Source organism: Enterococcus sp. RIT-PI-f, assembly GCF_001297065.1.
GTDB lineage: Bacteria > Bacillota > Bacilli > Lactobacillales > Enterococcaceae > Enterococcus_D.
This window is the reverse complement of sequence record NZ_LHOX01000011.1, coordinates 202389-227271: the sequence shown is the minus strand read 5'-3', so window position 1 is coordinate 227271 and position 24883 is coordinate 202389. Positions and strand designations below refer to the sequence as shown.

The following is a 24883-nucleotide window of genomic DNA, read 5'->3' as shown; positions in this document are numbered from 1 at the left end:
AAGTTCCCTTATTATCATTGTTTTTTGATTTCTTGTCAACCAAAAGAATAAAAAATCGCAATAAACATTTTTCTTTCCTTTTTCGATAACGTAAAATAACATTCAAAGAGTAAAAGGAGGGTAAGCGATGATTGAAATCAAACATCTTGTTAAAAAGTATGGGACCACATTGGCGTTGAAGGATCTGTCTTTAACGATCCGTCAAGGAGAGATTTTCGGCTTTTTGGGTCACAATGGGGCGGGGAAGTCAACGACGATCAAAAGTATGGTTAGTATTTTACAGCCGACTAGCGGTGAAATTTTTGTCGATGGTCAAGCCTTATCTAGTCATCGAGAAGCCATCAAACAACAAATTGCCTACGTCCCTGACTCGCCGGATCTATTTTTGCAATTGACCGCAGCGGAATACTGGGACTTGATTGCCGCAGCATATGAAGTGCCGCAAGAAAAGAAAGAACAACGATTGCAGGAGTTGGGGCAATTGTTTGATATGTTGACCCACGCAGAGGAAACGATTGCTAGTTTTTCTCATGGTATGCGGCAAAAAACCTTACTGATTGGTGCACTGATTCCAGACCCGGATATTTGGATCTTGGATGAGCCGTTGCAAGGCCTGGATCCCCAAGCCGCATACGATTTGAAGCAGATGATGAAACAGCATGCTGAAAAGGGAAAAACCGTTATTTTTTCTACCCATGTCTTGGATACTGCACAGCAGTTGTGCGACCAATTGGCCATCCTAAAAAAAGGTGAATTGCTCTATAACGGATCGGTTTCAACATTGCTGGCTGACAATCCAGACACTTCTCTAGAAACCATTTATCTGCAAATGACGGGTCGTAGTCCGGAGAGCCAAACAGTGGATAGTGGAGATGCGGTCCTATGAGAAAACAGCAGCTCTTGATGTTGACGAGAATCAATTTACTGTATGCGAATCCGCAAATGACAGATAAAGCCCGTAAAAAAGGGAAGACTGGTGGAAAACTGACCCGCTATCTCCTTTGGCAATATGGCTTATCGGGATTAACCTTTATCCTTATCTATGGGGTGGCCATGTTTACGATGGATTTCAGCCAAATGCCTGGTTTCTTTACTTATTATGTGGCCCTCTTCGGTATTTTAGGATTCTCGCAAGGGATCTCCGCTATTTACAATGTTTTTTTTGAAAGTCAAGATCTCATGGCTTATTTGCCTTTACCCTTCAGGCAAACTGAGATTTTCGCTGCTAAGATTTCAGTGGTATTTTTGACGGTAGCACCTTTCGTCTTTCCAATGATGGTGCTATTCCTATTGACTGGTGTGCGTGCGTCTTTATTTTTTGTGGTGACGATCGGTGTATCGATATTGTTGTTTCTTTTCGTGTTGGTGATTTTATTTAGTATCTGCAGTTTGATCGTATTCGGATTAACACGAACCAAGTTCTTTCTCAAACATAAAAAACTGGTGACGACATTGCTTTTAGTTGTGACGATGATCGTGGTCATGGCTGGGGTTTTGATGATGAATCAAGTCACTTCCTACGACACAGAGATCTTAGATCGAGGGGCGATCGTATTCTTGCTGCCTTTTTACTATGCCATGACTGCGCCTTTTCACCTATCAGGTGTATTGAGCTTTGTCGGAATCATTGGGCTAGCAGTTTTGTTGGTTGGGGCACTTTACTGGCTGATCTTACCTAAATTTTTTGAACAAGTAGCAGCTGCAGCGCCGAATCAAGGCAATCTAACACGGAAGCATAAAAAAGGACGGAGTTTGAGCCAATTGCTCTTCAATTACAATTCGCAACTGATTCGAGATCCGAATCTGATTATGCAGGTGTTTTCGTCTTCTTTATTGATGCCTATTGTTTTTCTATTGTCTTTTGTCTTCACAGGTGTCTTTCGCTTAGATCAATTGGATGAACGTTTTTTGGGGGTAATGTTCGTGGCAGGGGGAGCCTTGGCAGCTTTAATGGTCAATCCAACGTCTTTTGTCAGCAATCTGATTTCTTTAGATCAGGAGAACTTTTTGTTTGTCCGTTCTTTGCCTTTATCGATGAAAACATACCTCAAAGCAAAATTTCATTTTGGTCTGTTGATACAAATTATGTTAGCTGTCGTGGTCGCAGTCGTGGCCATGTTCCTATTACAGGCGCCATTTGTCTTGGGCTGTGCCTTTGTATTAGGTGCAATATGGAGTACGATCCTGATCAGCAGCCACTACTTTGCCCGCGATTATCGGTTGCTCTTACTGCAGTGGACCAATATTAGTCAATTGTTTGCGCGAGGGGCTGGCAGTGTCGGATTGGCTTTAGTGACGATGGGGACAATCTTCTTAGCAGCTATCGTGATAGGCGCTTATGCTTTTGCAGCTACGATAGTTGATTTTTGGCTCTTGAATTTGCCTGTATGTATCGCGTTGCTCGTAATCACTTTGATTGTATACTTGCAGATCCACCTTAAATTTTGGCGTCGATTTTCTTAAAATCGGCGTTTCTTTTCATTACAATGGCATGTCAACGAATGAGAAATGAATATCTATTCAGAAAATTCAGAATAAACTATTTACATTAACGCCAAAACATGTTTAGATAGAGATACCTATTACTTTGCTTTCATTTTTTGCTGTACAAGTTAGGATAACCGACTTGTCATCCTGAATGGTTTTTACCATTCAGGCTTTTTTTTGCACAAAAAAAGCCTATCTGAAATCAGACAGGCGCATGTAAGCTTATTTTTTGGTATCTTCTGTTGGCAATTGATTGTGCAAATCTGTACGGACCACCAACACGTCGCATCCTGCATGACGGATCACGTATTCAGACACGGAGCCAATAAAAATACGCTCTACAGCATTCAATCCGGTAGCACCGATCATGATCAAGTCGATATGATGGTCTTCAGGCAGTTGTTTGGCGATGATTGGTTTTGGTGAACCATATTCGATGACGGTCTTAACTGAAGCAACATCGTGTTTGTGGGCATACGCTTCATAGTCTGCCAAAGTTTGTTTTGCCATTTCAGTTGCTTGTTCAGCCAGCATGCCGTCAAAAGAAGAAACCGTTTGAAAGGCACGGGTATCGATCACATGTGCCAAAATCAATTCAGACTCGTTTCGTTGCGCTACATTGACCGCTTTCTTAAAAGCAAGCTCCGATTCACTCGATCCGTCGACAGCGACCATGATTCGTTGATATTGTTGTAACATATGAAACACTCCCATCTGATCTTTTCTTTTATTGTAGTCCTTTTTGACCGAAAAAGAAAACCTAATCCCCGCTTTTTTTCATTTTATGGGCAAGCATGATACTAAAAGCTGCAGATGAAATCAGCAATAGTGCCAAGTAAAATAAAGCAATTAGTTTCAGATCGATCACCGCTACGAGGATCGCCAACAGTCCTAGTATCAGATGGACGACGCTATAGAGTTTAAGAAATGCTTGGTTGTTCGCCGTTTTAGGAATCATCGTGAAAAAAATGGCTTGTTTCGCATAAAGCAAGTAACTAGTAGCAAATAAGACAAGTGCCACGAGTGTGAATAAAAAGATGATCATCATATACAATTCTCTCCTGTAATCAAAGATATAATTAGTATAACGAAGTCCCGGCGGAATAGCAAAGAACCGCTAATCTGCCGAAGAAAGAAACAGCAGTCAACAGACAAAAAAGCCACCTGTCAAATAACAGGTGGCACATTCTATAAAAGAATGGGTAATATCCGTAGATGCCGTTCTTTTTCCCGTAGTATTGATCCCGCAAATTCTAGCAGGTGGGTTCCACGGTCTAAGCTTCGAACTACCAAAAGAAAAGGCATGTTACCAGCATTGACACAAGACAGATCCCAAGATATCAATAAAAATGTTCGGTCAACACACAAAAGGGATAACTCGTACATCACAGAATTCCCACCCTTATAGTAGCACAGGAATATAAAAGGTGCAATAAAGTTGACTGAAAACGATACCAAAAAATAAAAATGATTGGTGTGAATAGTGGGAGATGCTGTGATATCAATGTTTTTTTCGGTTATTCAACTGTTGATAGCGTTGTCCAAGGGCTTGTTCATACTTGCCTGTGGCTTTCGGCTCGTAATAATGGGTGCCTTTTAATTTATCTGGTAAATACTGCTGGTTGACCCAGGCATCATCAAAATTATGCGGATATTGATAACCGACACCACGGTTTAGTTTTTCTGCGCCTTTATAATGACTATCACGTAAATGATCAGGGACATCGCCAGCCTTGCCATTACGAATATCCGCGATGGCGGCATCCAATGCCATATAAGCACTATTGGATTTGGGGGATAAACAAAGATCGACGACGGTATTTGCTAATGGAATCCGTGCTTCAGGTAAGCCTAGGCGCTCTGCTGCCAAAACAGCATTCACAGTGCGTGCGGCGGCTGCTGGATTGGCCAGGCCAATATCTTCATAGCCAATCACCATCAGTCGGCGGCAAATTATAGCCAAATCACCCGCTTCAACTAAACGCCCCAAGTAATGCAGCGCACCATCGACATCACTGCCGCGTATCGATTTTTGAAAAGCAGAGATGACATCATAATGGGCATCGCCATCTTTATCATGGGTCAGTGCTTTGCGTTGGACACATTCTTCGATCACGGAAAGAGAAAGGTGGATCACACCATCTTCAGATTTGGGTGTGGAGCGGGCAGCGAGTTCTAATCCATTCAAGGCACTGCGCAGATCACCATTTGTGGCTCGAGAAAGATGCAGTCTGGCTTCTTCGCTTAGCGTAATGGCTTCATCACCTAACCCCCGTTCGCTATCAGCCAATGCTTGATCGATCGCCAGCAAGATATCCTCTTCTTGCAATGGCTTGACTTCGAAGATTTGGGTTCGGCTCCGAATGGCTGGGTTGATGGTGATATAAGGGTTCTCGGTTGTTGCGCCAATCAAAATGATTTTGCCGCTTTCCAAATGAGGCAGCAAAAAGTCTTGCTTGGTCTTATCCAAACGGTGGACTTCATCTAGTAACAAAATCACTGTCCCGCTCATGCGGGCTTCTTCAGCGACAATCTGTAGATCCTTTTTCGTGTCTGTTGCGGCATTCAACATGCGGAACGCGTAACGGGTCGATCCAGCGATTGCGCTGGCGATACTCGTTTTTCCGGTTCCAGGAGGTCCGTAGAGAATCATCGAAGACAGCATTTTGGCTTCAACCATTCGACGAATGATTTTTCCGGGACCAACCAAATGCTGCTGGCCAACGACTTCATCTAGATTTCTGGGACGCATGCGGTAGGCTAATGGTTGTTGCATAAAAACGATCCTCTCCTTTCTTATTAGTATAGCATAGAATCAAAAACCGCCGGTGCGCAGCGTGCTGTCGTTTTTTGATCGAATACCTGCTGCAAAACGGTTTTTACGCGCATTTCAGCGGATTTGGTTCCAATGATAGTAACTTGTCTTGTAATTGTGTAAAATAGGGTAACGGAGTGATGACCATGGATGACTTGATGGCTTTATTGAATCAAGAAGACACAACAAAGATTGCCCGTGCGTTGATTGGTATGTATCTGGTCCATGAAACGACAGCTGGCCGTTTGGGCGGGTACATCGTCGATTGTGAGGCTTATCTGGGGCCAGAAGATTTAGCAGCCCACAGTGTCGGTATGCGGCAAACCCCAAGGGTGCGTGCGATGTATCAACAAGCAGGGACCATCTACTTATATACGATGCATACCCAAAGGATCGTCAACATCATTACCCAGCCTGAAGGCACACCTCACGGCATCATGATTCGCGGGTTAGAACCAGTGGAAGGTATTGAAGAGATGCACAACAATCGTCAGACAAAAGGACCCGCATTGACCAATGGACCAGGAAAACTAGTCCAGGCGATGAACATTGGGCCAGAACTATATGGTGCATCGATCATCACCAGTCCACTCCATTTAGAGCCGCAAAAGAAAAGGCTGCCAAGAACGATCATGGCCTTACCGCGAATTGGCATTCCCAACAAAGGAGAATGGACGGACAAGCCCTTGCGTTTTATCGCAGCGGGCAATCCTTATGTGACAAATATCAGAAAATCAGCGATCCAACCGGATCATGGCTGGTTATAAGAAAGAAGGAAAAAAACATGGCGAAAGAAACGATTTTGACGTATTTAGACCAACGTTTGACCAAACAGATCACGGAATATGATGTGGCTATCGACTGGGATGCCAAGAATCATACGATTGAACTTGTACTGCGTTTATTTGCAGAAAATCCAGCCCACCAAAAAATCGATGATGCTGATGGTGTGGCCTCTGAAGAAGACATCATTGAATTTGAAGATGGCATCTTATTATATGATCCGCAGAAATCTAGTTTCAATGAAGCGGACTTTTTGGCAGTGATTCCTTACGAAGGGAAAAAAGGATCGCGAAAAGCGGTATTGGATGGTTTGGTCGATTATATGAAAGAGATATTGAGTGAAGGAGAAAGCGACTTGTTGGATTTCCTAAATGACGATGCGGAAGATGCTGTATTCGAGTTGAGATTTGACGAACAAGCATGGCTTAAAAAAGTCGCAAAATACCAAACAAAAGATGGGGATACAATGATCCCTTATCCAAGTTATTAAGGAGCGGAATCATGAAATGGAATGAAGTAACTGTTGCCACCGCGAGTGAATCAGTTGAAGCTGTAGCCAATATTTTGATGGAACAAGGAGCCAGCGGTGTAGCGATCGAAGATGTGTTAGATGTTGAAAACTTCAAAAGTGATGCCTACGGGGAAATATTAGACAAAGAAACCTATACGACTTTGGCTGAAGGTGCCCAAGTCACAGCCTATTTTCCAGAAACGATTTTTTTACCGGAAGTACTGCCGATCATTAAAGGCGCCATTGATCGTTTGCCTGAGTATGGCTTAGCGGTAGGTAAAAACGAGATCTCTACCAATGAAGTGGTTGAAGAGGCTTGGGCGACCGCTTGGAAAAAATATTATCACCCTGTGCGGATCTCCCGCTATTTGACGATCGTCCCAAGTTGGGAAAAATACCAAGCCAAGCAAGCAGATGAAAAAATCATTACGTTAGATCCCGGCATGGCCTTTGGGACAGGTACACACCCAACGACCCGCTTGACATTGCAAGCATTGGAAGTCTATGTGCGCGGCGGAGAAACGGTATTAGATGTTGGAACTGGCTCAGGTGTTTTAAGTATTGCCAGTAAACATTTAGGGGCACAAACTGTGTATGCCTATGATTTAGATGAAGTGGCTGTCCGTTCGGCAGTAGAAAACATGCAGTTGAATCCGATTGCCCATGATGTACATGTGCAAGCCAATAATTTATTAACGGGTGTAGAAGAAGCAGCGGATATTATTGTCGCCAATATCTTAGCCGATATTATTTTGTTGATGATTCCAGATGCGTGGCGTTTATTGAAACCAGAAGGCACGTTGATCGTTTCGGGGATCATTGAAGCCAAAAAGCAACTTGTTGTCGAGGCGATGCAAGCCCAAGGATTTGAGATCGATCAAGTATTTACCCAAAAAGACTGGGTAGCGATCGCATTCAAAAAAGCTGAGGAAGAATGATATGCAACGATATTTTATAGATCAGCCGTATCAAACACAGGCAGAGTATGTGCTAAGCGGTGAACCATTTCATCATATGATCCGCGTCATGCGCATGACGAGCGGCAGTCAAGTAGGGTTGGTATTTAGTGACCAATTGGCCATCATTGCCGCTATCAGTCGTATCGATGAAACAGCTGTCTATCTGACAGAAATCGAAAAAGAACAGCAAAACAAGGAATTGCCCATCCACGTGACCATCGCCAGCGGATATCCCAAGGGTGACAAACTAGAGTTGATCGTTCAAAAAGGCACTGAACTTGGCGCCGCTGCTTTTATTGGTTTCCCAGCCCAAACATCTGTCGTCAAGTGGGATGATAAGAAACTGCAAAAAAAACAACAACGGCTGTACAAAATCGCCCAAGAGGCCGCAGAGCAATCGCAACGGCAAGTAGCACCTTCTGTAACGCTGCTTAGCAGCGAAACGCTGTTCTGGGCGCAACTTTCAGCATATGATTACATCGTGGTGGCGTACGAAGAGTCAGCCAAGCAAGGCGAAACAGCTATGCTGTTACAACTATTGGCGGATGTGAAACCCGGTAGTAAACTATTGGCGATTTTTGGTCCAGAAGGTGGTTTGACCCCTGAGGAAATCCAAATGGCTGAAAGTCATCACGGCGTAGTATGCGGGCTGGGTCCCAGGATCTTGCGCACAGAAACAGCGCCTTTATATTTTTTAAGTGCTGTCAGTGTACAATTGGAATTGACAAGGAAGTGAGAGAATGCAAGCACAGCAAAGAAATGTCAGTGTTCGTTTATTAGCCGCTGATTTGACAGATTGGTATTTAAAAGATGTATTGATGGATTGCCAACAGACGACGGTCAAAGAAATCGTCGTTCTTCCAGCAACGATCCGTCGTGCCAAACAGTTGGCCCAAACCTCTGATATACAGATTGGCGGAGTCATCGACTATCCGTTGGCACAAGGAACGACGGCAAAAGTGGCGTTTGAGATTGGCCGTGCATTTATGGATGGCGCAGACTTTCTTGAAGTATGGCTCTCGGCATCTTTGTTGCTGCATAATAGCCGCGGCTTTGAAGAACTGATCGAAACGATCCGCTCATTGACGTTGACCGGCGGCGAGATCCGTTTGGCTTTACAAACGGAAAGCATGAATGAATTGACCAAAATCCAAGTAGCCCAACAGCTGAAAGCCCAAAACTGGCCTAGTGTTGTGTTAGGGCAAGAAACCCCGCTAGCGGATGCGATCCATGATGTGACACTTTTTGCTTTAGACGGCGGTGATCAACTGATGATCCAAAGTAATCCAGAAGCTATTGATGGGGCAGCGTATGATCAGTTGGCCGCAGCAGGGGCATCAAAAGTCAGCATTCCATTCACTGCCTATGATGCGTTCTTCGCATAAGTGTGACGTTGACTAGCGAGCACCAGTGATTGAAAAATAATGAAAAAATTTGTATAATGTCAGTGATTATGAGTAAGAGTGGTTTAGACAGGAGTCCATGCTTGAAAGAGTTTGCTTCGGCAACCTCTTATGCGGGACTGCTGTCTAATTTTTGAAGACAAGAAGAAGGAGGCGACAATCATGGCGAAAGAAGTCATTTTGACCGGCCCAAACGTGATTAAGTTAGTATCGTACTATATGAGTGATGAGCATGTGGCATTTGTCCAAAAAGCGTTAGATTATGCGACAGAGGCCCATAAAGAACAATTTCGCAAATCTGGCGAACCATATATCATCCATCCAATCCAAGTTGCGGGTATTCTTGCTGAATTGCAAATGGATCCCCATACGATCGCGACGGGTTTTTTGCACGATGTCGTTGAAGACACTGACATCACATTAGCTGATTTAAAAGAAAATTTTGGTGCCGATGTGGCCATGCTGGTAGACGGCGTCACGAAATTAGGCAAAATCAAATATAAATCTCATGAAGAACAACTGGCAGAAAATCACCGAAAAATGTTGATTGCTATGGCGCAAGATCTACGGGTCATTATGGTCAAATTAGCAGACCGTTTACATAATATGCGTACGTTGAAACATTTGCGAGAAGACAAGCAGCGTCGAATCGCCCAAGAAACCATGGAAATATATGCGCCGCTGGCACACCGCTTAGGGATCAGCCGTATCAAATGGGAACTGGAAGATATTTCATTGCGCTACCTCAATCCGCAACAGTACTACCGAATCGTTCATTTGATGCAAACCAAGCGGGAAGAACGAGAAGCATATGTGTCAGAAACCGTAGAAGAGATCCGGGTGGCAACAGAAGAACTTGATATATTTGCAGAAATCTATGGCCGCCCAAAACATATTTATTCGATTTACCGCAAAATGAAAGACCAAAAGAAACAATTCAATGAGATCTATGATTTGCTGGCGATCCGGGTCGTGGTGGATTCAATCAAAGATTGTTATGCCGTCTTAGGGACGATCCATACCAAGTGGAAACCGATGCCGGGACGCTTCAAAGACTACATCGCGATGCCTAAAGCCAATATGTATCAATCTTTGCATACAACGGTGATTGGCCCTAAAGGCAATCCAGTAGAGATCCAAATCCGGACCCATGAAATGCATGAAATTGCTGAATTTGGGGTAGCTGCCCATTGGGCCTATAAAGAAGGCAAGACTGAGAAAGTCAAACCGGATAAAATGACCCAGCAAGTCGGCTGGTTCCAAGAAATTTTGGATTTGCAGGACGAATCGTATGATGCATCTGAATTCATGGAAGGGGTCAAAGGAGATATTTTCAGTGACAAAGTCTACGTTTTTACACCAAAAGGCGATGTCACAGAACTGCCGCAAGGCTCAAGTCCGTTAGACTTTGCCTATAGTATCCATACCGATATCGGCAACAAAACCACCGGTGCCAAAATCAATGGCAAAATGGTTCAACTTGACTACAAACTGAAAAATGGCGACATCATCGAAATTTTGACCTCGCCGAACTCTTTTGGTCCAAGTAAAGATTGGATCAAATTGGTGGCAACAAGTAAAGCCAAAAATAAAATCAAGCGTTTCTTCAAAGACCAAGATCGTGAAGAAAACATCATCAAAGGCCATGAAGCAGTCGTTCGTACCTTGCAAGATATGGGCTTTGTGCCAAAAGAATTTTTATCAAAAGCCAAGATGGCGGAAGCCTGCGAGCGATTCAATTACCATACTGAAGACGACTTGTTTGCCTCGGTTGGCTTTGGTGAAGTCAGTCCGACAACATTAGCCAACCGGCTGACGGAAGAAGAACGACGAGAAAGACAAATCGAAAAACAAAAACAACAAGTGCAAGATATGATCAATCAGCCAGCCAAAAAAGAACCGGAGAAAATGAAGGTTCGTCATGAAGGCGGGATCGTTATCGAAGGTGTCGACAATTTGTTGATCCGGATTTCTCGTTGTTGTAATCCAGTTCCGGGAGATGAGATTGTCGGCTATATCACGAAAGGCCGGGGGATCTCCATTCACCGCAGCGATTGTCCGAATGTCCAAAACAAAGAGGCAGCCAATCGATTGATCGACGTCGAATGGGAAGATGCTTCAGATAACAACAAGGAATACAATGCCGATCTTGAGATCTATGGCTATGACCGATCCGGTCTGCTCAATGATGTCTTGCAAACGGTCAATACCGTTAGTAAGCGTTTGGTCAGCGTAGAAGCGAAGACCAACAAAGACAAAATGGCTACGATCCGCATCACTGTCTCGATCCAAAACTTGACCCATCTGCGATCGATCGTGGATAAAATCAAACAAATTCCCGATGTCTACAGTGTGAGACGAACGAAAGGATGATGGCAAGATGAAAGCAGTCATTCAGCGGGTTCGTCAAGCCAGTGTGGCCATCGAAGGAATCGTTGTTGGTGAGATCGAGCAAGGATTGATGGTATTATTGGGCATTACCCATGACGATCAACAGGAGGATGTGGATTATCTGATTCGCAAAATCACGCAGTTGCGCGTTTTTGAAGATGAGGCAGGCAAGATGAATCGTTCCCTGGCTGCAATCAACGGTGCAATTTTGAGTGTTTCCCAATTTACATTGTATGGTGATACGAAAAAAGGCAATCGCCCCAGTTTTATCAAAGCTGCCCCTCCTGCGCTTGCAATTCCTTTGTACGAGGCCTTCAATCAAGGTCTGAGAGAGTCAGGTGTAACTGTAGCAACGGGTCGATTTGGCGCCGACATGCAAGTTTCCCTGATCAATGACGGACCTGTAACGATCATCATCGATACCAAAGAAAAATAATACGACAAAGTACCTATTCGTTCAAAACGAGTAGGTACTTTTTTTGGTGAAAAACCAGGATACCAACGATTGAAACGCTATCTTACAAAACTGTTAGAAAAATCCATTCATCCTCTAATGTTATATAACGCAGATTAAGTCGCTTTTTAGATGGTGATTACAATGTTTGTTCTGTTATCTTAAAAAAATAGTACAAATAACCTCCATTTATTCAGATTGTTCTTACTGGCGAAGTATGGAATAATTGTTAAAAAATAATGTCACTGGAGGAAATGACAATGAATTTTTGGCAGCGCGCATTAAAAAGCATCACTCGCAGGAAAGGGAAATCATTTATTTTATTTTTGGTTGTGTTTGTATTGGGAAATGTCATTGCAGGCGCAGTAGCAATCCAGCAATCAACAGCCAATGTTGAAAGAGAAACAAAAAAGAAAATGGGCAATGTGGCGACGGTCGAAATGGAATATGAACGTTTTGAAAAAGAAACGGCGGATATGCCAGACGAAGAAAGATATAGTGAAGATTTTTATCCAAAGACTCCTAGTGTAGATGTCTATGAACAGATAGGAGAATTGAGTTATATCAAGTATTATGACTATTCCAATACGAGTGGTTTTGAAACGAATAAATTAAAAGTATATACGCCAGAAGACGGTTCAATGGGCATGGGCGGCAACTATTTCTCACTAAAAGGTGGCAACCTGACCGAACCATTGGATATGCGTGAAGGTTTGATCAAGCTGGTTGAAGGAGAAGGCTTTACTGATAAAGACATCAATGAGTCAACCAATGCTGTTTTAGTCAGTAAAGAAGTAGCAGAAGCCAATAATTTGTCCGTTGGAGATCAACTCGTCTGGGATATTCGCAGCGAAGTGTATATGGATAGTTCAGAAGCCGAATCTGATGAGGAAACAGAGGATAATGGCAGTACCGTCGTGACTTTCGACTATCCGGTGACGATCGCGGGTATATTCTCTGTCGTTAAAAAAGATGACAGTAGCCAATCAGATCAATCAGATAGTGCACAACAAAGCAACCAAGCGTGGATGCTGATGGATCAGATCAATACCTTTTACGCAAGTAATAATTTTGTGAAAGAATTTAACAAGGTCCAAATGGAAAAACTATGGGGAGAATCAAGTGAAGATGGGGATGATCAGCAATACTATACCCCAATGTTTGTCTTAAATTCTATTGATGATGTGGATGCCTTTAGGCAAGAAGCAGATGCCTTGCTGCCTGATTATTATAAGGTCGTTACCAATACGGATCAATATGACGAGATTGCCGGCGGCTTTAATCGTTTGGGTGTGATCGCCAACTACATCGTCATCATCGCATCGATTGCGGCCATGTTCATCATCTCGTTGGTTGTGTTGCTGTTCTTGCGGGATCGCAAGCAAGAGTTGGGCATCTATCTTTCTCTAGGGGAGAGCCGAGGAAAGGTGATCGGTCAAATCGTGATCGAAGTATTGCTGGTTAGTGCGACGGCGCTATTGGTATCGTTAGTGACCGGGAATCTTTTAGGCGGCGCAGTATCTAATACCTTGATGCAAAGTGACTTTATGTCGCCGCAAGTGGACAATGGGATGGTTTATTACGGTAGTTTGATGTCTGTCGATCTCAATTTGAATGATGTGAAGGATGCCTATCAGGTCAATTTCTCTGTTGGGTATATCATCACCTACTTATTGCTGGGGCTAGGGACAGTCTTGTTATCAGCAGTCTTGCCATTGCTTTATATCTTGCGCTTAAATCCGAAGAAAATCATGATGTAGGAGGAAAAACACCATGACATTACTAGAAACCAAAGCAGTCGATTATTATTACCAAGACGGGGATCAACGCCGCTACATCCTGAAAGAAACCTCAGTTGCCTTTGAAAAAGGCAGATTTTACGCAATTTTAGGTCAATCTGGTTCTGGGAAAACCACCTTTCTTTCTCTGATCAGTGCCTTAGACAGCCCGAAAACGGGTGAAATCTTGTTTGAAGGCACCGACATCGAAAAAATCGGTCATGAAAATTACCGTCGGGACGATATCAGTATCATCTTCCAAAGTTACAATTTGATTCCTTATTTAAGTGCTGTCGAAAATGTACTGGTACCGATGTCGATCACCAAAAACAAGTTGCCAGACAATCAACAAGAAGTTGCCTATAATTTATTGGATTATATTGGCATCACGAAAGAAAAAGCCAATCGGCTAGTCAATCAACTCTCTGGTGGAGAACAGCAGCGTGTCGCCATCGCCCGCGCGTTAGCCACCAATGTGGACATTATTTTGGCAGATGAGCCAACAGGAAACTTAGATGAAGCCATGGAACAGGAAATCATTGATATCTTCAAGGATTTGGCCCATGTTCATAACAAGTGTGTGATCGTCGTGACCCATGCCAATGAGATTGCCCAGCAAGCCGATGAAGTCTTGTATCTTCGTAAAGGTGTGTTAAGCAGTCATGAGTGATTTTTTATCCAATTTCAGTCCAGATAAGTATGATGGCAAAAAGCAAGAACCGACACCTCAAGACAAACCAGAAACACACACGCAAGCACCTGCGCAGGAAGAAACGCCTGTGCCCGCAAACGATCCAGAGACCACGGGAAGTCGGCGAGGAAGCAAGCCTACTGGTCGTCGTGAGGCCAAGGACGAGGAACAAGCAAACAGCAACAAGCAATCTGTGAGCCGTTTTGGTCAGGAAGAAACAGAGTTTGACCCAACGTACAAAAAGCGAAAACGGAAAAAGATCTTTATCATAGCGGCACTTTCCCTCCTTCTAGCGGTGGTGATTGGTATCGTGTATTATCAAATGACCCATGTCACAGTCCCTGACTTTAAAGCAAGCAATCTTTCGGATGCACGCACCTGGGGCAATGAGGAAGGGGTGACCCTTAAGGTCGAGCAAGTCTATGATTTTGAGCTGGATACCAATCAAATCATTGATCAAGATGTAGCTGCAGACAAAAAAATCAAAAAAGGGGCGACTTTGACAGTAACAGCTAGTCTTGGTCCAGATCCAGAAGAACAGTTGACGTTGCCTGATTTTGCTGAGATGGAAACGGCGGCAGCCAAACAATGGATCGAGGACAACAAAGCGGAGAATATTTCCTTGATCGAACAATTTGATGATACCGTTAAAGCCAATGCTTTTATCAAGCAGGAAGCCAACAATAAAGAATTGGATTTGACAGCCTATCGCCGGAAAGATCGCTTAAGCGTCTATTATTCTAAAGGCAAAGAAGTCTTCGAGAAAAATATCGAAGTCACCGATTTTACGGGCAAAACGAAAGCCGAAGCGGCAGAATGGGCCAAAAAGAACGAGTTGACCTACAAAGAAGAAGCGGTATTTTCTGATAATGTCGCGGTGGATCTAGTGGTGTCACAGGAACCGGTCAAAGGCAGTAAGCTAGCGAAAAGAGACACCTTCCTTGTGAAAGTATCCAAAGGGGAAGCCATGACAGTGCCAGACTTCTCTCAATATACGATCGAAGAAGCCCAAGGATTAGAATCTAAGATCCCCGTTCAAGTGTCAACGATCTATGCCACCAACGTTTCGTATGGCAGTTTCATCAGTCAATCGGTCGAAGCAGGCAAAGAATATGGCGAAGGCGATAATCTGCCGACAGTGCAGGTCGTTTATTCACTAGGACAACCTTATCTGAAAGATATACGTTTGCAAGCAACAGAAGGCGATCTGCCGAAGTTGTTCTTTGATGAATACAAGTCTAAAGGCGCGTATATTTACTATGATATTTACTATGTTGATTCTGCAGAACCGAAAGGAACGGTCGTGGAAATGAGCCGCTATGGCGAATTCATTCCTTTAGAAACATGGATCACGATTGGGATCAGTCGTGGCAATCTGCAAGGAGCAGCTACTACTGTGCCGGAAGAAACGCCAGCGGAGGCACCTGTTGAAGAAACAGACACTGTCGATTCTGGGGCGTAAACGAAAGCTATAAGCAAATAAATGAAGCAACGGTCTTTAAAAACGGCTCAGGCAGTCGCTTTTAAAGACCGTTGTCTCTTCTTACAAAGGTTGGCAGATTTTTGAGAAAATATTCTCAAAAAAAGAGCAAACCAGAAGCTTGTATTCGGAGAAGTGATACAGTAAACTTGATGTAACAATAAAATCGGTGTTTGATGCCATTTACAGAAAGGGAAGAAAATAATGATAAAAAAATTGCTCGCAAATGTGGGCAGCTACAAAAAAGACAGTCTGATGACCCCCGTATATGTAGCGGGAGAAGTGGCATTGGATGTGATCATGCCCTTGATCATGGCGATGATGATTGACCAAGGGATCGAAAAAGGAGACGCCAGCGTAATTCTGCGAGATGGTGGCTTGCTTTTTTTATTGTCTTTATTGGCGTTGCTGCTAGGCACTTTGGGTGGACGAACAGCGGCGATCGCTTCCGCTGGGTTCGCTCGTAATTTAAGACATAACTTATTTACACGGATCCAAGATTTTTCTTTTTCAAATATTGATCGCTTTTCTTCGGCTAGTTTGATCACGCGGATGACAACAGATGTCACCAACGTTCAAAATGCTTATCAAATGATTATCCGCATTCTTGTACGCAGTCCGTTAGTGTTGATATTTTCTTTGGTAATGGTTAGTACGATTAGTCCAGAACTGATGACGATCTATCTGGTCGTACTGCCGATTTTGACGATTGGTTTAGCGTTGGTGATCAAATTTGCACACCCGTTGTTTTTGAAAGTCTTTCGGATTTATGACAAGTTGAATAATGTGGTGCAGGAAAATCTGCAAGGTGTGCGGGTCGTTAAATCTTATGTCCGAGAAGAACAGCAGGAAGAGATTTTTGACAAAGTCTCAGAGGATGTTTATCGCAACTTCACACTGGCGCAACGAATCGTTTCCTTCAACATGCCATTGATGCAATTTTCAGTCTATACATGCATGCTGCTGCTGTCTTGGTTTGGTGCTCAGCTGATCGTAGAGCAAAGTAGTCTGACAACTGGTGAATTGGTCAGTATGTTCAACTATACGATGCAAATTTTGATGAGTTTGATGATGATGTCGATGGCATTTGTTCAAATCTTGATTGCTAGAACCTCTGCGGAGCGCGTGGTAGAAGTACTGGATGAAGAAAGTGATTTAAAAAATAACGCTGAGCCGCTAACAACGATCAGTGATGGTTCTATCGTGTTTGAAAATGTTTGTTTCAGTTATGCGAATGACAAAGACAAATTGGCCTTGGAGCAAGCCAATCTTGAGATTGCTTCAGGAGAAGTCATTGGGATCATTGGTGGAACAGGGAGTGGGAAATCGTCCCTTGTTCAGTTGATTCCCCGGCTCTATGATGTGATCGAAGGTCATGTCAAAGTCGGCGGTCATGATGTCCGTGACTATGATTTGGCCGTTTTAAGAGATCAAGTCAGCATGGTGCTGCAAAATAATGTGCTTTTCAGCGGAACGATCAATGACAATTTGCGTTGGGGCAACGAAAATGCCTCTGATGAAGAAATTCGTCGCGTAGCAACGATAGCTCAAGCGGACCCATTTATCCAAGAATTTCCGGATAAATATGAGACCATGATCTCTCAAGGCGGAAACAATGTTTCTGGTGGTCAAAAACAACGGCTGACGATTGCCCGTGCCCTGTTGAAAAAGCCCAAGATCCTGATCTTAGACGATTCTACGAGTGCTGTCGATACAAAGACAGACCGCAGTATTCGCGAAGGATTGAAACGGGAGATTCCAGGGACGACAACGATCATCATCTCGCAGCGAATCAATTCGATTGAGGATGCCGATCGGATCATCGTCATGGATGATGGTAAAATCAATGGAATTGGCACGCATGATGAATTACTAGCCAACAATACGATTTATCAAGAAGTGTATCATTCCCAACAGAAAGGATTTGGTGAAGGTGAAGAATAGACAAGCAGCAAATCCAGTAGGAACGATGAAACGGTTGTTAAAAACCATGTTTGGGGATTACAAAGGCCAATTGCTGATCGTGATGTGTATGATTTTATTAAGCGCGTTTGCCAACGTGCGCGGCTCGCTCTTCTTACAAGTGGTGATCGATGATCATATCGCGCCATTGTTGGGGCAAAGTAATCCTAATTTCAGCAGTTTGCTGCAAGCAATCATTCAGATGGGGATCATCTATTTGATTGGGATCTTGGCTGGATTGGTCTATAACTTTATGATGGTCAAAATCAGTGAAGGGACGCAAAAAAAGATTCGTGATCAAATGTTCACCCATATGCAATCATTGCCAGTCGGTTACTTTGACGCACGTTCGGATGGCGATATCATGAGTCACTTCACCAATGATACAGACACACTCCGTCAGATGATCTCGCAAAGTATTCCTAATTTGATGATGGCAGCAGTAACATTTTGTTCCGTGTTTATTGCGATGTTCTCAATTAGTTTGCCGTTGACACTCTTCGTCTTGCTTTCTATTGTCTTGATGTTGAATGTGATCCGCCTGGTTTCACGAAAAAGCGGGCGTTTCTTTGGTGCCCAACAACGAGATTTAGGTGCAGTCAATGGCTACATTGAAGAAATGATGCATGGTCAAAAAGTCGTGAAAATCTTTAACCATGAAAAAGTTGTGATGGCTGAATTTGATGCTCTCAATGATCAACTGCAAGAAAGTGCGACCAAAGCCAATGTCAATGCCAATACGTTGATGCCAATCATGATGAATCTTTTGAACATTCAATATGTGCTGATCGCCATTATCGGCGGGCTGTTTGCAATCAATGGCGTGTCTGGATTGACAGTAGGGATGATTGCTTCTTTTCTGCAATTAAGCCGCTCATTGAATGGCCCAATCAGTCAAGTGTCACAACAAATCAATTTTGTGATCATGGCATTGGCAGGTGCCGAGCGGATCTTTAATCTCTTAGATGAAACGCCTGAAGTGGATACAGGCTATGTGACATTGGTCAATGCCAAGTGGTCACAAGGGCAACTGGTAGAAACCCAAGAACGCACTGGGACATGGGCGTGGAAACATCCCCATGAAGATGGCACGATCACTTATACAGAAGTCACTGGTGATGTGCGCTTTGAAGAAGTTGACTTTGGTTATGTCGATAACAAAATGGTCTTACAAGATATCAATTTGTTTGCAGAACCTGGTCAAAAAGTGGCCTTTGTTGGTGCGACCGGCGCTGGCAAGACCACGATCACAAATTTGATCAATCGGTTTTACACGATCCAAGAAGGAAAAATCCGCTATGACGGAATCAATATCGAAAAAATCCAGCTTGAATCATTGCGCCGTTCATTAGGGATCGTTTTGCAAGATACCCACTTGTTTACCGGGACGATCAGAGAAAATATCCGCTTTGGTAAACTAGATGCAACAGATGACGAAGTATTAGCAGCGGCCCAGTTGGCGAACGCTGATATGTTTATCAACCATTTGCCGCAAAAATATGATACGGTGATCACAGGGGATGGAGATGGCTTGTCCCAAGGGCAACGCCAGTTACTGGCGATTGCCAGAGCAGCGATTGCCGATCCGCCGGTGATGATCTTAGATGAAGCAACTTCAAGCATCGATACGCGAACAGAGCGCATCGTGCAAACAGGGATGGATCGCTTAATGACTGGACGCACTGTCTTTGTCATCGCGCATCGCTTATCAACGATCCAGAATTCTGATGTCATCATGGTGATGGATCATGGACGCATCATTGAACGCGGGACCCATGATACACTACTAGCCGAAAAAGGTACCTACTACCAATTGTATACCGGTAAAATCGAATTAGATTAAGCAAAAACAGCGGCGTATCAGAAAAGCCGCTGTTTTTTTGTGCCGTATCGTCGGTTTGTGTATACTAGAGAAAAAGCGTTTGGTTGTGGGCACTATAGATCAACTGAGCGCTCAAGCAAACAAGAAGAGGTGCTGTATGACTTTCACACGACAAATAATCCACATGAATGAAGAAACGTATGAAGCTGTTCGAACAGAAAAAGGCTATGTCTATTTTGGAAAAGAAGCAGCCCATGATGAATGGATCAAGTTTTTTCCACAGGCAGTGCTCCACGAGGGCAATGAAATCAATAGCAAAATCGAGCTGCAGCTCCAACGATACTTTGCTGGAGAGGCAATCGCCTTTGACCTTCCCTTCGACTTTGTTGGTACACCATTTCAACAAGCAGTCTGGCAAGCATTGACTGAGATTCCTTATGGGCAAACGATCAGTTACAGTGGGTTGGCGCAAAAAATCGGGCGACCAGAAGCAACGCGGGCAGTAGCCAATGCTGTTGGCAGAAACCCATTAATGATTCTGGTCCCTTGTCATCGTGTATTAGGAAAAAATGGGCGGTTGACAGGCTATCGCGGCGGCTTACCGACCAAACAACGCTTATTGGCACTAGAAGGAATCGCTTATAAGATGTAACATAAACTGATTTAAGGTAAAAAATACTAAAAAGCCCACCCATTTCAGCAACTGTCTGGTATAATGAAGATGATTCCGGTTACAAGAAGGGGTGGCGAAGATGACGTTTATGGATTTACAAAATGGTTCTGATATTCGGGGGATTGCAATAGCAACTGCTGATGAAGAAGTGACATTGACAGAAGAAGCAGTGGCAGCAGTGGCATCAGGATTGCATCACTGGTTAGCCAGTAAGGGCACAGGTCCGTTTCGGGTGGCAGTGGGCAGAGATAGCCGCTTAAGCGGAGAGGCCCTGCAACAGGCATTGATGACCCAGCTGCAAGCTGAAGGCATTGATGTGATCGATTGCGGACTGGCAACGACGCCTGCGATGTTTATGAGTACCCAATTTCCAGATTTTGCTTGTGATGCCGGGGTGATGCTGACGGCTAGTCATTTACCCTATTATTTTAATGGCATTAAAGTATTCAGTCGTGAAGGCGGTGCAGAAAAAGCCGATATCCAGTACATCTTAAGCCATAGCCAACCACAACCTAAGGATGAGCTAGGCACCTATCAGCAAAAAGATTTGATCACACCTTACGCAGAGGATCTAGTGGCTAAGATCCGTCAGGGGATGGGGACAACTGAGGCGCATCCGTTATCAGGTTTGAAAATCATCGTTGACGCAGGAAATGGGGCAGGCGGCTTTTTTGCCGAAAAAGTGTTGCTTCCATTAGGCGCAGATACCAATGGCTCACAATTTTTAGAACCGGATGGGCATTTTCCAAACCATATCCCGAATCCGGACAATCAAGAAGCGATGAAAAGCATCACTGATGCTGTATTGAGAGAGCAAGCGGATCTTGGAATCATTTTTGATACCGATGTTGATCGCTCAGCAGTAGTCACTAAAAGCGGTGCCCCTTTGAATCGCAACAATATGATTGCGGTGTTAAGTAAAATCGTGTTGGCCGAGCATCCTAGTACAAAGATCGTGACCAACTCCCCTACCTCAGATCATTTGAAACGATTCATTGAATCGTTAGGCGGACAACAAGTACGCTATATTTCCGGTTACCGCAATGTGATCAACAAAGCCATTGCCTTGAACAATGCAGGAGAAGATGCCCAGTTAGCGATTGAAACTAGCGGTCATGCGGCCTTTAAAGAAAATTATTTTCTAGATGACGGTGCATATGTGATCGCGAAGATCCTTATGATTTTGCCGGAACTCCAAGCACAAGACACCTCGCTGGAGGATTTGATCGCGACACTGAAACAGCCGTTGGAGACCCAGGAGTTGCGCTTTAAGATCAATACGCCAGAATATCAGCGGTATGGTCGTCAAGTGATCGCTGATTTTGGCGCATTCAATCAAGAAGGTTGGGTCATTGATCCTGAAAACGAAGAAGGCATACGTGTTAAAGTAGCAGAACCATATGGCAAAGGCTGGTTTTTGTTACGGATGAGTTTACACGAGCCGTTACTCGTGTTGCAGATCGAAAATGATGTTGCAGGGTATTTGCCGGCCATTGCCCAGAAAGTCGGCGACTTCTTCAATCAGTATCCAGCGATTGATCAAAGTCAATTACGGTCGTTTTTGTCAGAATAAAATACGTCATAGAAATGCAGGGAAAAAAATGGTGATGGTAATGGGTTTGATCATGTTGGTGACTTACGGAACAAATTTCTTTTTGATACGCTATTTGAAGCAGCGGCCCCATATCGATGTCATAGAAAAACTCTCAATGTTGCTAGGGATCAATATGAGTGTGCTGTTTTTAGACGGTATTTTATTATTCGTTGGAAAATTGCTGATCGATACCGTAGAAATCATTGAGTAACTTACACAACAGGGAAGAGAGAACCGAAAAGATCCGCCATATGGATGGCGGGTCTTTTATTATTGGTTAAATGAGCGATTATTGTTCGCTTTCAGGTATATTTTTTGATACAGTTAAGGAAAGTATTTTCGAAAAAAGTGAGGCATGCATATTTATGGCTAAAATCATGGTAGTAGAAGATGAAGTTGTCATTCGTCAGTTGATCATGGAGGAATTGGAAAAATGGCAATTTGATACGATTGGCACGACAGATTTTCATCAAGTAGGCGCCGATTTTGAAGCAGAAAATCCCCAATTGATTCTTTTGGATATCAATTTACCGGTGTTTGATGGGTATTATTGGTGCCAAAAAATTCGAGAAACATCGAAAGTACCCATCATTTTTATTTCTAGCCGCAATACCAATATGGATATGATCATGGCGATGAATATGGGCGCCGATGATTTTGTGACTAAGCCCTTTGAGATCGATGTTTTGATCGCAAAAATCAATGCGTTGCTGCGTCGGTCGTATAATTATGTTGAGAGCAGCAATGAAACATTGGTCCATAACGGATTGACGTTGAATATTGACAATAGCAGTATGTCGATCAATGATGAAACGATCGATTTGAGCAAAAACGAGTATCGCTTGCTCTATATTTTAATGAAGAATCATGGCAAGATTTTAAGTCGTGAAAAACTCCTGCGGGCATTGTGGGATGATGAGCGGTTTGTGGATGACAATACCTTGACCGTCAATATCAACCGATTGCGTCGGAAGATCGAACAAACAGGGACTGCAGGTTATATTGAAACCAAAGTGGGTCAAGGGTATATTGTGCCATGAGCCATCTAAAAACGCTGATTGGCTTTCTCAAAGATCGTTGGCTGCTGCTGGCCGCTTGGTTGATTCTCTTTGTTTTGACTGTGTTGGTCTTTTGGTTGATCCCCCACTCACCATTAGACTGGGGAACTGTTGGCTACCTATTTTTGATGCAATGTGTCTTGCTGGTCTTTTTTTTGGCGGTCAGTTTTTTGGCAAAGCGTCGTTTTTGGCAAAAACTCACGCCGCGATCTGGCGAAAATTTATTGCAAAATTATCTGCAAGGGGCGCGCTCTGTCGAAGAAGAGCGGATCGAACGCTATATCAATCAATTGATTAGCGAGCATCAAGAGTTGATGCAGCAAGTCGTGGGCAATCAAGAAGAGCAAAAGGAGTATATTGATTCATGGGTCCATGAGATCAAAGTGCCACTAGCCGCTTCTCGTTTATTGCTCCATGCAGTGGAGTTTGATATTCCTGACGATAAATTTATCTTATTAGAGAATGAACTCAACCGCATCGATGCTTACGTCGAACAAGTTTTATATGTTTCCCGATTAGATAGTTTTTCGAAGGACTATCTGGTTCAAGAAGTGTCGATAAAATCAGTGATTCAACCTGTATTGCGCAATCAGGCCAACTATTTTATCCAAAAGAATTTGCATTATAAAGTCGTGGGAGATGATCAGTCAATCTTGACAGATGAAAAATGGCTGTCCTTTATTTTTAGCCAGTTGGTGAGCAACGCGGTCAAATATACGCCTGATAATGGCCAGCTGACGATTCAAATCGATAAAGATCCACAAGGTACGTATTTGCGATTGATCGATACTGGTATTGGTATTCCCCCAGAAGACCTGCGCCGTATTTTTGATAAAGGGTTCACAGGTGAAAATGGGCGTAAAACCGACACCCACTCTACAGGATTAGGTTTATATTTAGCCAAAAATCTGGCCAAGGAGTTAGGGATTGAACTGACTGCCGCGTCTACTGTTGGAAAAGGCACAACCATGACCTTATTTTTCCCTTTATTAAGCTATTATGAAGAAATTCGCTAGAAAAATGAGGATTGGCTAGGTACAGTATCACGCCTGATTTTCACATTGTTTTCAGCAAATTATAACTTGTCCTTTAAACGTTTTCACTGATACACTTACCCTTGTGTACTAAAAACTGAATAGTAAGGATGAATAAAATGGAAATACTTGTAGCTTTAATCCCTATGTTCGCGTGGGGCAGCATCGGTTTAGTCAGTGGAAAACTTGGAGGCGATGCCAATCAACAAACACTAGGGATGACGATTGGTGCATTTGTCTTTTCGCTGATTGTGTTTTTTGTCACGATGCCTACGATTGACGGAAAAGTGATCATCATTGGTTTACTCTCAGGTTTATGCTGGTCTGTCGGTCAAAATGGCCAATTCCATGGCATGAAACATTTAGGTGTTTCTGTAGGTTTGCCGTTGTCAACAGGGATGCAGTTGATTTTGAATACTGTGGCAGGGGCGGTCTTTTTTGCTGAATGGACACAAACCCGCGATTACTTGTTAGGCATCTGTGCCTTGATCTTGTTGGTGCTAGGTGCGTATTTGACGGCACGACAAGATGGAGAAAAAGCGCCAGAAACAGAAAACAAAATGCTCGATTTTCCTAAAGGATTCAGAGCTTTGATCTCTTCTACGATTGGTTATGGTGCCTATACGATCATTATCACTTGGGCAGGGATCGATCCGTTGGCGATTATTTTGCCTCAAAGTATCGGGATGCTGATTGGTGCCAGTTTGTTCGCATTACGCAAAACGACGGTGGATCGCTATGTTTGGAAGAATACATTGTCTGGTTTGCTGTGGGGCGTCGGGAATGTGTGTATGTTGATCACTGTACAACAAGTCGGTTTGGCAGTTGGGTTTTCATTGTCGCAAATGGGCATCATTATTTCAACGCTGGGCGGTATTTTCATTCTAGGAGAAAAGAAAACCAAAAAAGAATTGCGTTATGTTGTCATTGGCTGTTTGCTGGTGATCATTGGCGGCGTCTTGCTGGGATATATGAAAGCGGCGTAACG

General features: G+C 43.5%; 23 protein-coding genes and 1 other RNA gene. 20 read left to right on the top strand and 4 right to left on the bottom strand.

Annotation, left to right across the window (positions count from 1 at the left end):
* Positions 1 to 127: 127 nt before the first annotated feature.
* Together AEQ18_RS04795 and AEQ18_RS04790 are read left to right on the top strand one after the other, a co-directional pair.
* A complete protein-coding gene (locus AEQ18_RS04795) occupies positions 128 to 886 on the top strand; it encodes an ABC transporter ATP-binding protein (RefSeq protein ID WP_054115224.1) in 759 nt (252 codons plus the stop codon).
* Positions 883 to 2463, top strand: coding sequence for a hypothetical protein (locus AEQ18_RS04790; protein WP_054115223.1), 1581 nt, complete (start codon positions 883 to 885; stop codon positions 2461 to 2463). Before AEQ18_RS04795 ends, AEQ18_RS04790 begins: the two co-directional genes overlap by 4 nt.
* 246 nt (positions 2464 to 2709) lie before the next feature.
* Here the strand turns inward: AEQ18_RS04790 and AEQ18_RS04785 are convergent, their stop codons facing one another.
* The 4 genes from AEQ18_RS04785 to AEQ18_RS04775 all read right to left on the bottom strand — a co-directional run bounded on the left by AEQ18_RS04785 (position 2710) and on the right by AEQ18_RS04775 (position 5263).
* Positions 2710 to 3186: a universal stress protein gene (locus AEQ18_RS04785; RefSeq protein ID WP_054115222.1), complete on the bottom strand. Its 477-nt coding sequence runs from the start codon at positions 3184 to 3186 to the stop codon at positions 2710 to 2712.
* A 61-nt stretch (positions 3187 to 3247) separates the two neighbouring features.
* Complete coding sequence (locus tag AEQ18_RS04780; RefSeq protein WP_235505485.1) at positions 3248 to 3535, bottom strand: hypothetical protein; 288 nt, start codon at positions 3533 to 3535, stop codon at positions 3248 to 3250.
* Between the two features lie 154 nt (positions 3536 to 3689).
* Positions 3690 to 3884, bottom strand: a non-coding RNA gene (ssrS, locus tag AEQ18_RS15355) — 6S RNA.
* A 104-nt stretch (positions 3885 to 3988) separates the two neighbouring features.
* Entirely contained in the window at positions 3989 to 5263 is a 1275-nt protein-coding gene (locus AEQ18_RS04775; RefSeq protein WP_054115221.1) for a replication-associated recombination protein A, read from the bottom strand.
* Positions 5264 to 5448: 185 nt separating this feature from the next.
* Here AEQ18_RS04775 and AEQ18_RS04770 point away from each other — a divergent pair, with 185 nt between their 5' ends.
* The 18 genes from AEQ18_RS04770 to AEQ18_RS04685 all read left to right on the top strand — a co-directional run bounded on the left by AEQ18_RS04770 (position 5449) and on the right by AEQ18_RS04685 (position 24881).
* Entirely contained in the window at positions 5449 to 6069 is a 621-nt protein-coding gene (locus tag AEQ18_RS04770; RefSeq protein WP_054115220.1) for a DNA-3-methyladenine glycosylase, read from the top strand.
* Between the two features lie 17 nt (positions 6070 to 6086).
* Entirely contained in the window at positions 6087 to 6575 is a 489-nt protein-coding gene (locus AEQ18_RS04765; RefSeq protein WP_054115219.1) for a DUF3013 family protein, read from the top strand.
* Positions 6576 to 6586: 11 nt separating this feature from the next.
* A complete protein-coding gene (gene prmA / locus AEQ18_RS04760; RefSeq protein ID WP_054115218.1) occupies positions 6587 to 7534 on the top strand; it encodes a 50S ribosomal protein L11 methyltransferase in 948 nt (315 codons plus the stop codon).
* A 1-nt stretch (position 7535) separates the two neighbouring features.
* The gene (locus AEQ18_RS04755; protein WP_054115217.1) at positions 7536 to 8291 is read left to right on the top strand and encodes a 16S rRNA (uracil(1498)-N(3))-methyltransferase; all 756 of its coding nucleotides are present in this window, start codon (positions 7536 to 7538) and stop codon (positions 8289 to 8291) included.
* A 4-nt stretch (positions 8292 to 8295) separates the two neighbouring features.
* Positions 8296 to 8940, top strand: coding sequence for a hypothetical protein (locus tag AEQ18_RS04750; RefSeq protein ID WP_054115216.1), 645 nt, complete (start codon positions 8296 to 8298; stop codon positions 8938 to 8940).
* 180 nt (positions 8941 to 9120) lie between these two features.
* A complete protein-coding gene (locus tag AEQ18_RS04745) occupies positions 9121 to 11331 on the top strand; it encodes a RelA/SpoT family protein (RefSeq protein WP_054115215.1) in 2211 nt (736 codons plus the stop codon).
* A gap of 7 nt (positions 11332 to 11338) precedes the next feature.
* Positions 11339 to 11785 carry a D-aminoacyl-tRNA deacylase gene (dtd, locus tag AEQ18_RS04740; RefSeq protein WP_054115214.1) on the top strand — a complete coding sequence of 149 codons (447 nt, stop codon included), beginning with the start codon at positions 11339 to 11341 and terminating at the stop codon, positions 11783 to 11785.
* A gap of 257 nt (positions 11786 to 12042) precedes the next feature.
* Entirely contained in the window at positions 12043 to 13563 is a 1521-nt protein-coding gene (locus AEQ18_RS04735) for an ABC transporter permease (protein ID WP_082348599.1), read from the top strand.
* Positions 13564 to 13576: 13 nt separating this feature from the next.
* On the top strand, positions 13577 to 14251 hold the full coding sequence (locus AEQ18_RS04730; protein ID WP_054115212.1) for an ABC transporter ATP-binding protein: 675 nt from the start codon (positions 13577 to 13579) through the stop codon (positions 14249 to 14251).
* Positions 14244 to 15734, top strand: a complete 1491-nt coding sequence (locus tag AEQ18_RS04725; protein WP_054115211.1) for a PASTA domain-containing protein — start codon at positions 14244 to 14246, stop codon at positions 15732 to 15734. Before AEQ18_RS04730 ends, AEQ18_RS04725 begins: the two co-directional genes overlap by 8 nt.
* Positions 15735 to 15956: 222 nt before the next feature.
* On the top strand, positions 15957 to 17696 hold the full coding sequence (locus tag AEQ18_RS04720; protein ID WP_054115210.1) for an ABC transporter ATP-binding protein: 1740 nt from the start codon (positions 15957 to 15959) through the stop codon (positions 17694 to 17696).
* A 25-nt stretch (positions 17697 to 17721) separates the two neighbouring features.
* Positions 17722 to 19557 (top strand): ABC transporter ATP-binding protein, encoded by a 1836-nt coding sequence (locus AEQ18_RS04715; protein WP_054115318.1) that lies wholly within the window; start codon positions 17722 to 17724, stop codon positions 19555 to 19557.
* Between the two features lie 136 nt (positions 19558 to 19693).
* Positions 19694 to 20188 carry a methylated-DNA--[protein]-cysteine S-methyltransferase gene (locus AEQ18_RS04710; protein ID WP_054115209.1) on the top strand — a complete coding sequence of 165 codons (495 nt, stop codon included), beginning with the start codon at positions 19694 to 19696 and terminating at the stop codon, positions 20186 to 20188.
* 100 nt (positions 20189 to 20288) lie between these two features.
* Positions 20289 to 21782 (top strand): phosphoglucomutase, encoded by a 1494-nt coding sequence (locus tag AEQ18_RS04705; protein ID WP_054115208.1) that lies wholly within the window; start codon positions 20289 to 20291, stop codon positions 21780 to 21782.
* A gap of 28 nt (positions 21783 to 21810) precedes the next feature.
* Positions 21811 to 22014 (top strand): hypothetical protein, encoded by a 204-nt coding sequence (locus AEQ18_RS04700; RefSeq protein ID WP_054115207.1) that lies wholly within the window; start codon positions 21811 to 21813, stop codon positions 22012 to 22014.
* 154 nt (positions 22015 to 22168) lie between these two features.
* On the top strand, positions 22169 to 22843 hold the full coding sequence (gene sapR, locus AEQ18_RS04695; RefSeq protein ID WP_054115206.1) for a two-component system response regulator SapR: 675 nt from the start codon (positions 22169 to 22171) through the stop codon (positions 22841 to 22843).
* The gene (sapS, locus tag AEQ18_RS04690; RefSeq protein ID WP_054115205.1) at positions 22840 to 23877 is read left to right on the top strand and encodes a two-component system sensor histidine kinase SapS; all 1038 of its coding nucleotides are present in this window, start codon (positions 22840 to 22842) and stop codon (positions 23875 to 23877) included. The genes sapR and sapS overlap by 4 nt, the downstream gene beginning before the upstream one ends.
* Before the next feature lie 137 nt (positions 23878 to 24014).
* Positions 24015 to 24881 (top strand): GRP family sugar transporter, encoded by an 867-nt coding sequence (locus tag AEQ18_RS04685; protein ID WP_054115204.1) that lies wholly within the window; start codon positions 24015 to 24017, stop codon positions 24879 to 24881.
* Positions 24882 to 24883 lie beyond the last annotated feature (2 nt).

Excerpts from the sequence above, each read along its gene's own strand:
- AEQ18_RS04795 (WP_054115224.1), top strand. The coding sequence starts at position 128 with ATGATTGAAATCAAACATCTTGTTAAAAAGTATGGGACCACATTGGCG.
- AEQ18_RS04790 (WP_054115223.1), top strand. The coding sequence starts at position 883 with ATGAGAAAACAGCAGCTCTTGATGTTGACGAGAATCAATTTACTGTAT.
- AEQ18_RS04785 (WP_054115222.1), bottom strand. The coding sequence starts at position 3,186 with ATGTTACAACAATATCAACGAATCATGGTCGCTGTCGACGGATCGAGT.
- AEQ18_RS04780 (WP_235505485.1), bottom strand. The coding sequence starts at position 3,535 with ATGATGATCATCTTTTTATTCACACTCGTGGCACTTGTCTTATTTGCT.
- AEQ18_RS04775 (WP_054115221.1), bottom strand. The coding sequence starts at position 5,263 with ATGCAACAACCATTAGCCTACCGCATGCGTCCCAGAAATCTAGATGAA.
- AEQ18_RS04770 (WP_054115220.1), top strand. The coding sequence starts at position 5,449 with ATGGATGACTTGATGGCTTTATTGAATCAAGAAGACACAACAAAGATT.
- AEQ18_RS04765 (WP_054115219.1), top strand. The coding sequence starts at position 6,087 with ATGGCGAAAGAAACGATTTTGACGTATTTAGACCAACGTTTGACCAAA.
- prmA (WP_054115218.1), top strand. The coding sequence starts at position 6,587 with ATGAAATGGAATGAAGTAACTGTTGCCACCGCGAGTGAATCAGTTGAA.
- AEQ18_RS04755 (WP_054115217.1), top strand. The coding sequence starts at position 7,536 with ATGCAACGATATTTTATAGATCAGCCGTATCAAACACAGGCAGAGTAT.
- AEQ18_RS04750 (WP_054115216.1), top strand. The coding sequence starts at position 8,296 with ATGCAAGCACAGCAAAGAAATGTCAGTGTTCGTTTATTAGCCGCTGAT.
- AEQ18_RS04745 (WP_054115215.1), top strand. The coding sequence starts at position 9,121 with ATGGCGAAAGAAGTCATTTTGACCGGCCCAAACGTGATTAAGTTAGTA.
- dtd (WP_054115214.1), top strand. The coding sequence starts at position 11,339 with ATGAAAGCAGTCATTCAGCGGGTTCGTCAAGCCAGTGTGGCCATCGAA.
- AEQ18_RS04735 (WP_082348599.1), top strand. The coding sequence starts at position 12,043 with ATGTCACTGGAGGAAATGACAATGAATTTTTGGCAGCGCGCATTAAAA.
- AEQ18_RS04730 (WP_054115212.1), top strand. The coding sequence starts at position 13,577 with ATGACATTACTAGAAACCAAAGCAGTCGATTATTATTACCAAGACGGG.
- AEQ18_RS04725 (WP_054115211.1), top strand. The coding sequence starts at position 14,244 with ATGAGTGATTTTTTATCCAATTTCAGTCCAGATAAGTATGATGGCAAA.
- AEQ18_RS04720 (WP_054115210.1), top strand. The coding sequence starts at position 15,957 with ATGATAAAAAAATTGCTCGCAAATGTGGGCAGCTACAAAAAAGACAGT.
- AEQ18_RS04715 (WP_054115318.1), top strand. The coding sequence starts at position 17,722 with ATGAAACGGTTGTTAAAAACCATGTTTGGGGATTACAAAGGCCAATTG.
- AEQ18_RS04710 (WP_054115209.1), top strand. The coding sequence starts at position 19,694 with ATGACTTTCACACGACAAATAATCCACATGAATGAAGAAACGTATGAA.
- AEQ18_RS04705 (WP_054115208.1), top strand. The coding sequence starts at position 20,289 with ATGACGTTTATGGATTTACAAAATGGTTCTGATATTCGGGGGATTGCA.
- AEQ18_RS04700 (WP_054115207.1), top strand. The coding sequence starts at position 21,811 with ATGGTGATGGTAATGGGTTTGATCATGTTGGTGACTTACGGAACAAAT.
- sapR (WP_054115206.1), top strand. The coding sequence starts at position 22,169 with ATGGCTAAAATCATGGTAGTAGAAGATGAAGTTGTCATTCGTCAGTTG.
- sapS (WP_054115205.1), top strand. The coding sequence starts at position 22,840 with ATGAGCCATCTAAAAACGCTGATTGGCTTTCTCAAAGATCGTTGGCTG.
- AEQ18_RS04685 (WP_054115204.1), top strand. The coding sequence starts at position 24,015 with ATGGAAATACTTGTAGCTTTAATCCCTATGTTCGCGTGGGGCAGCATC.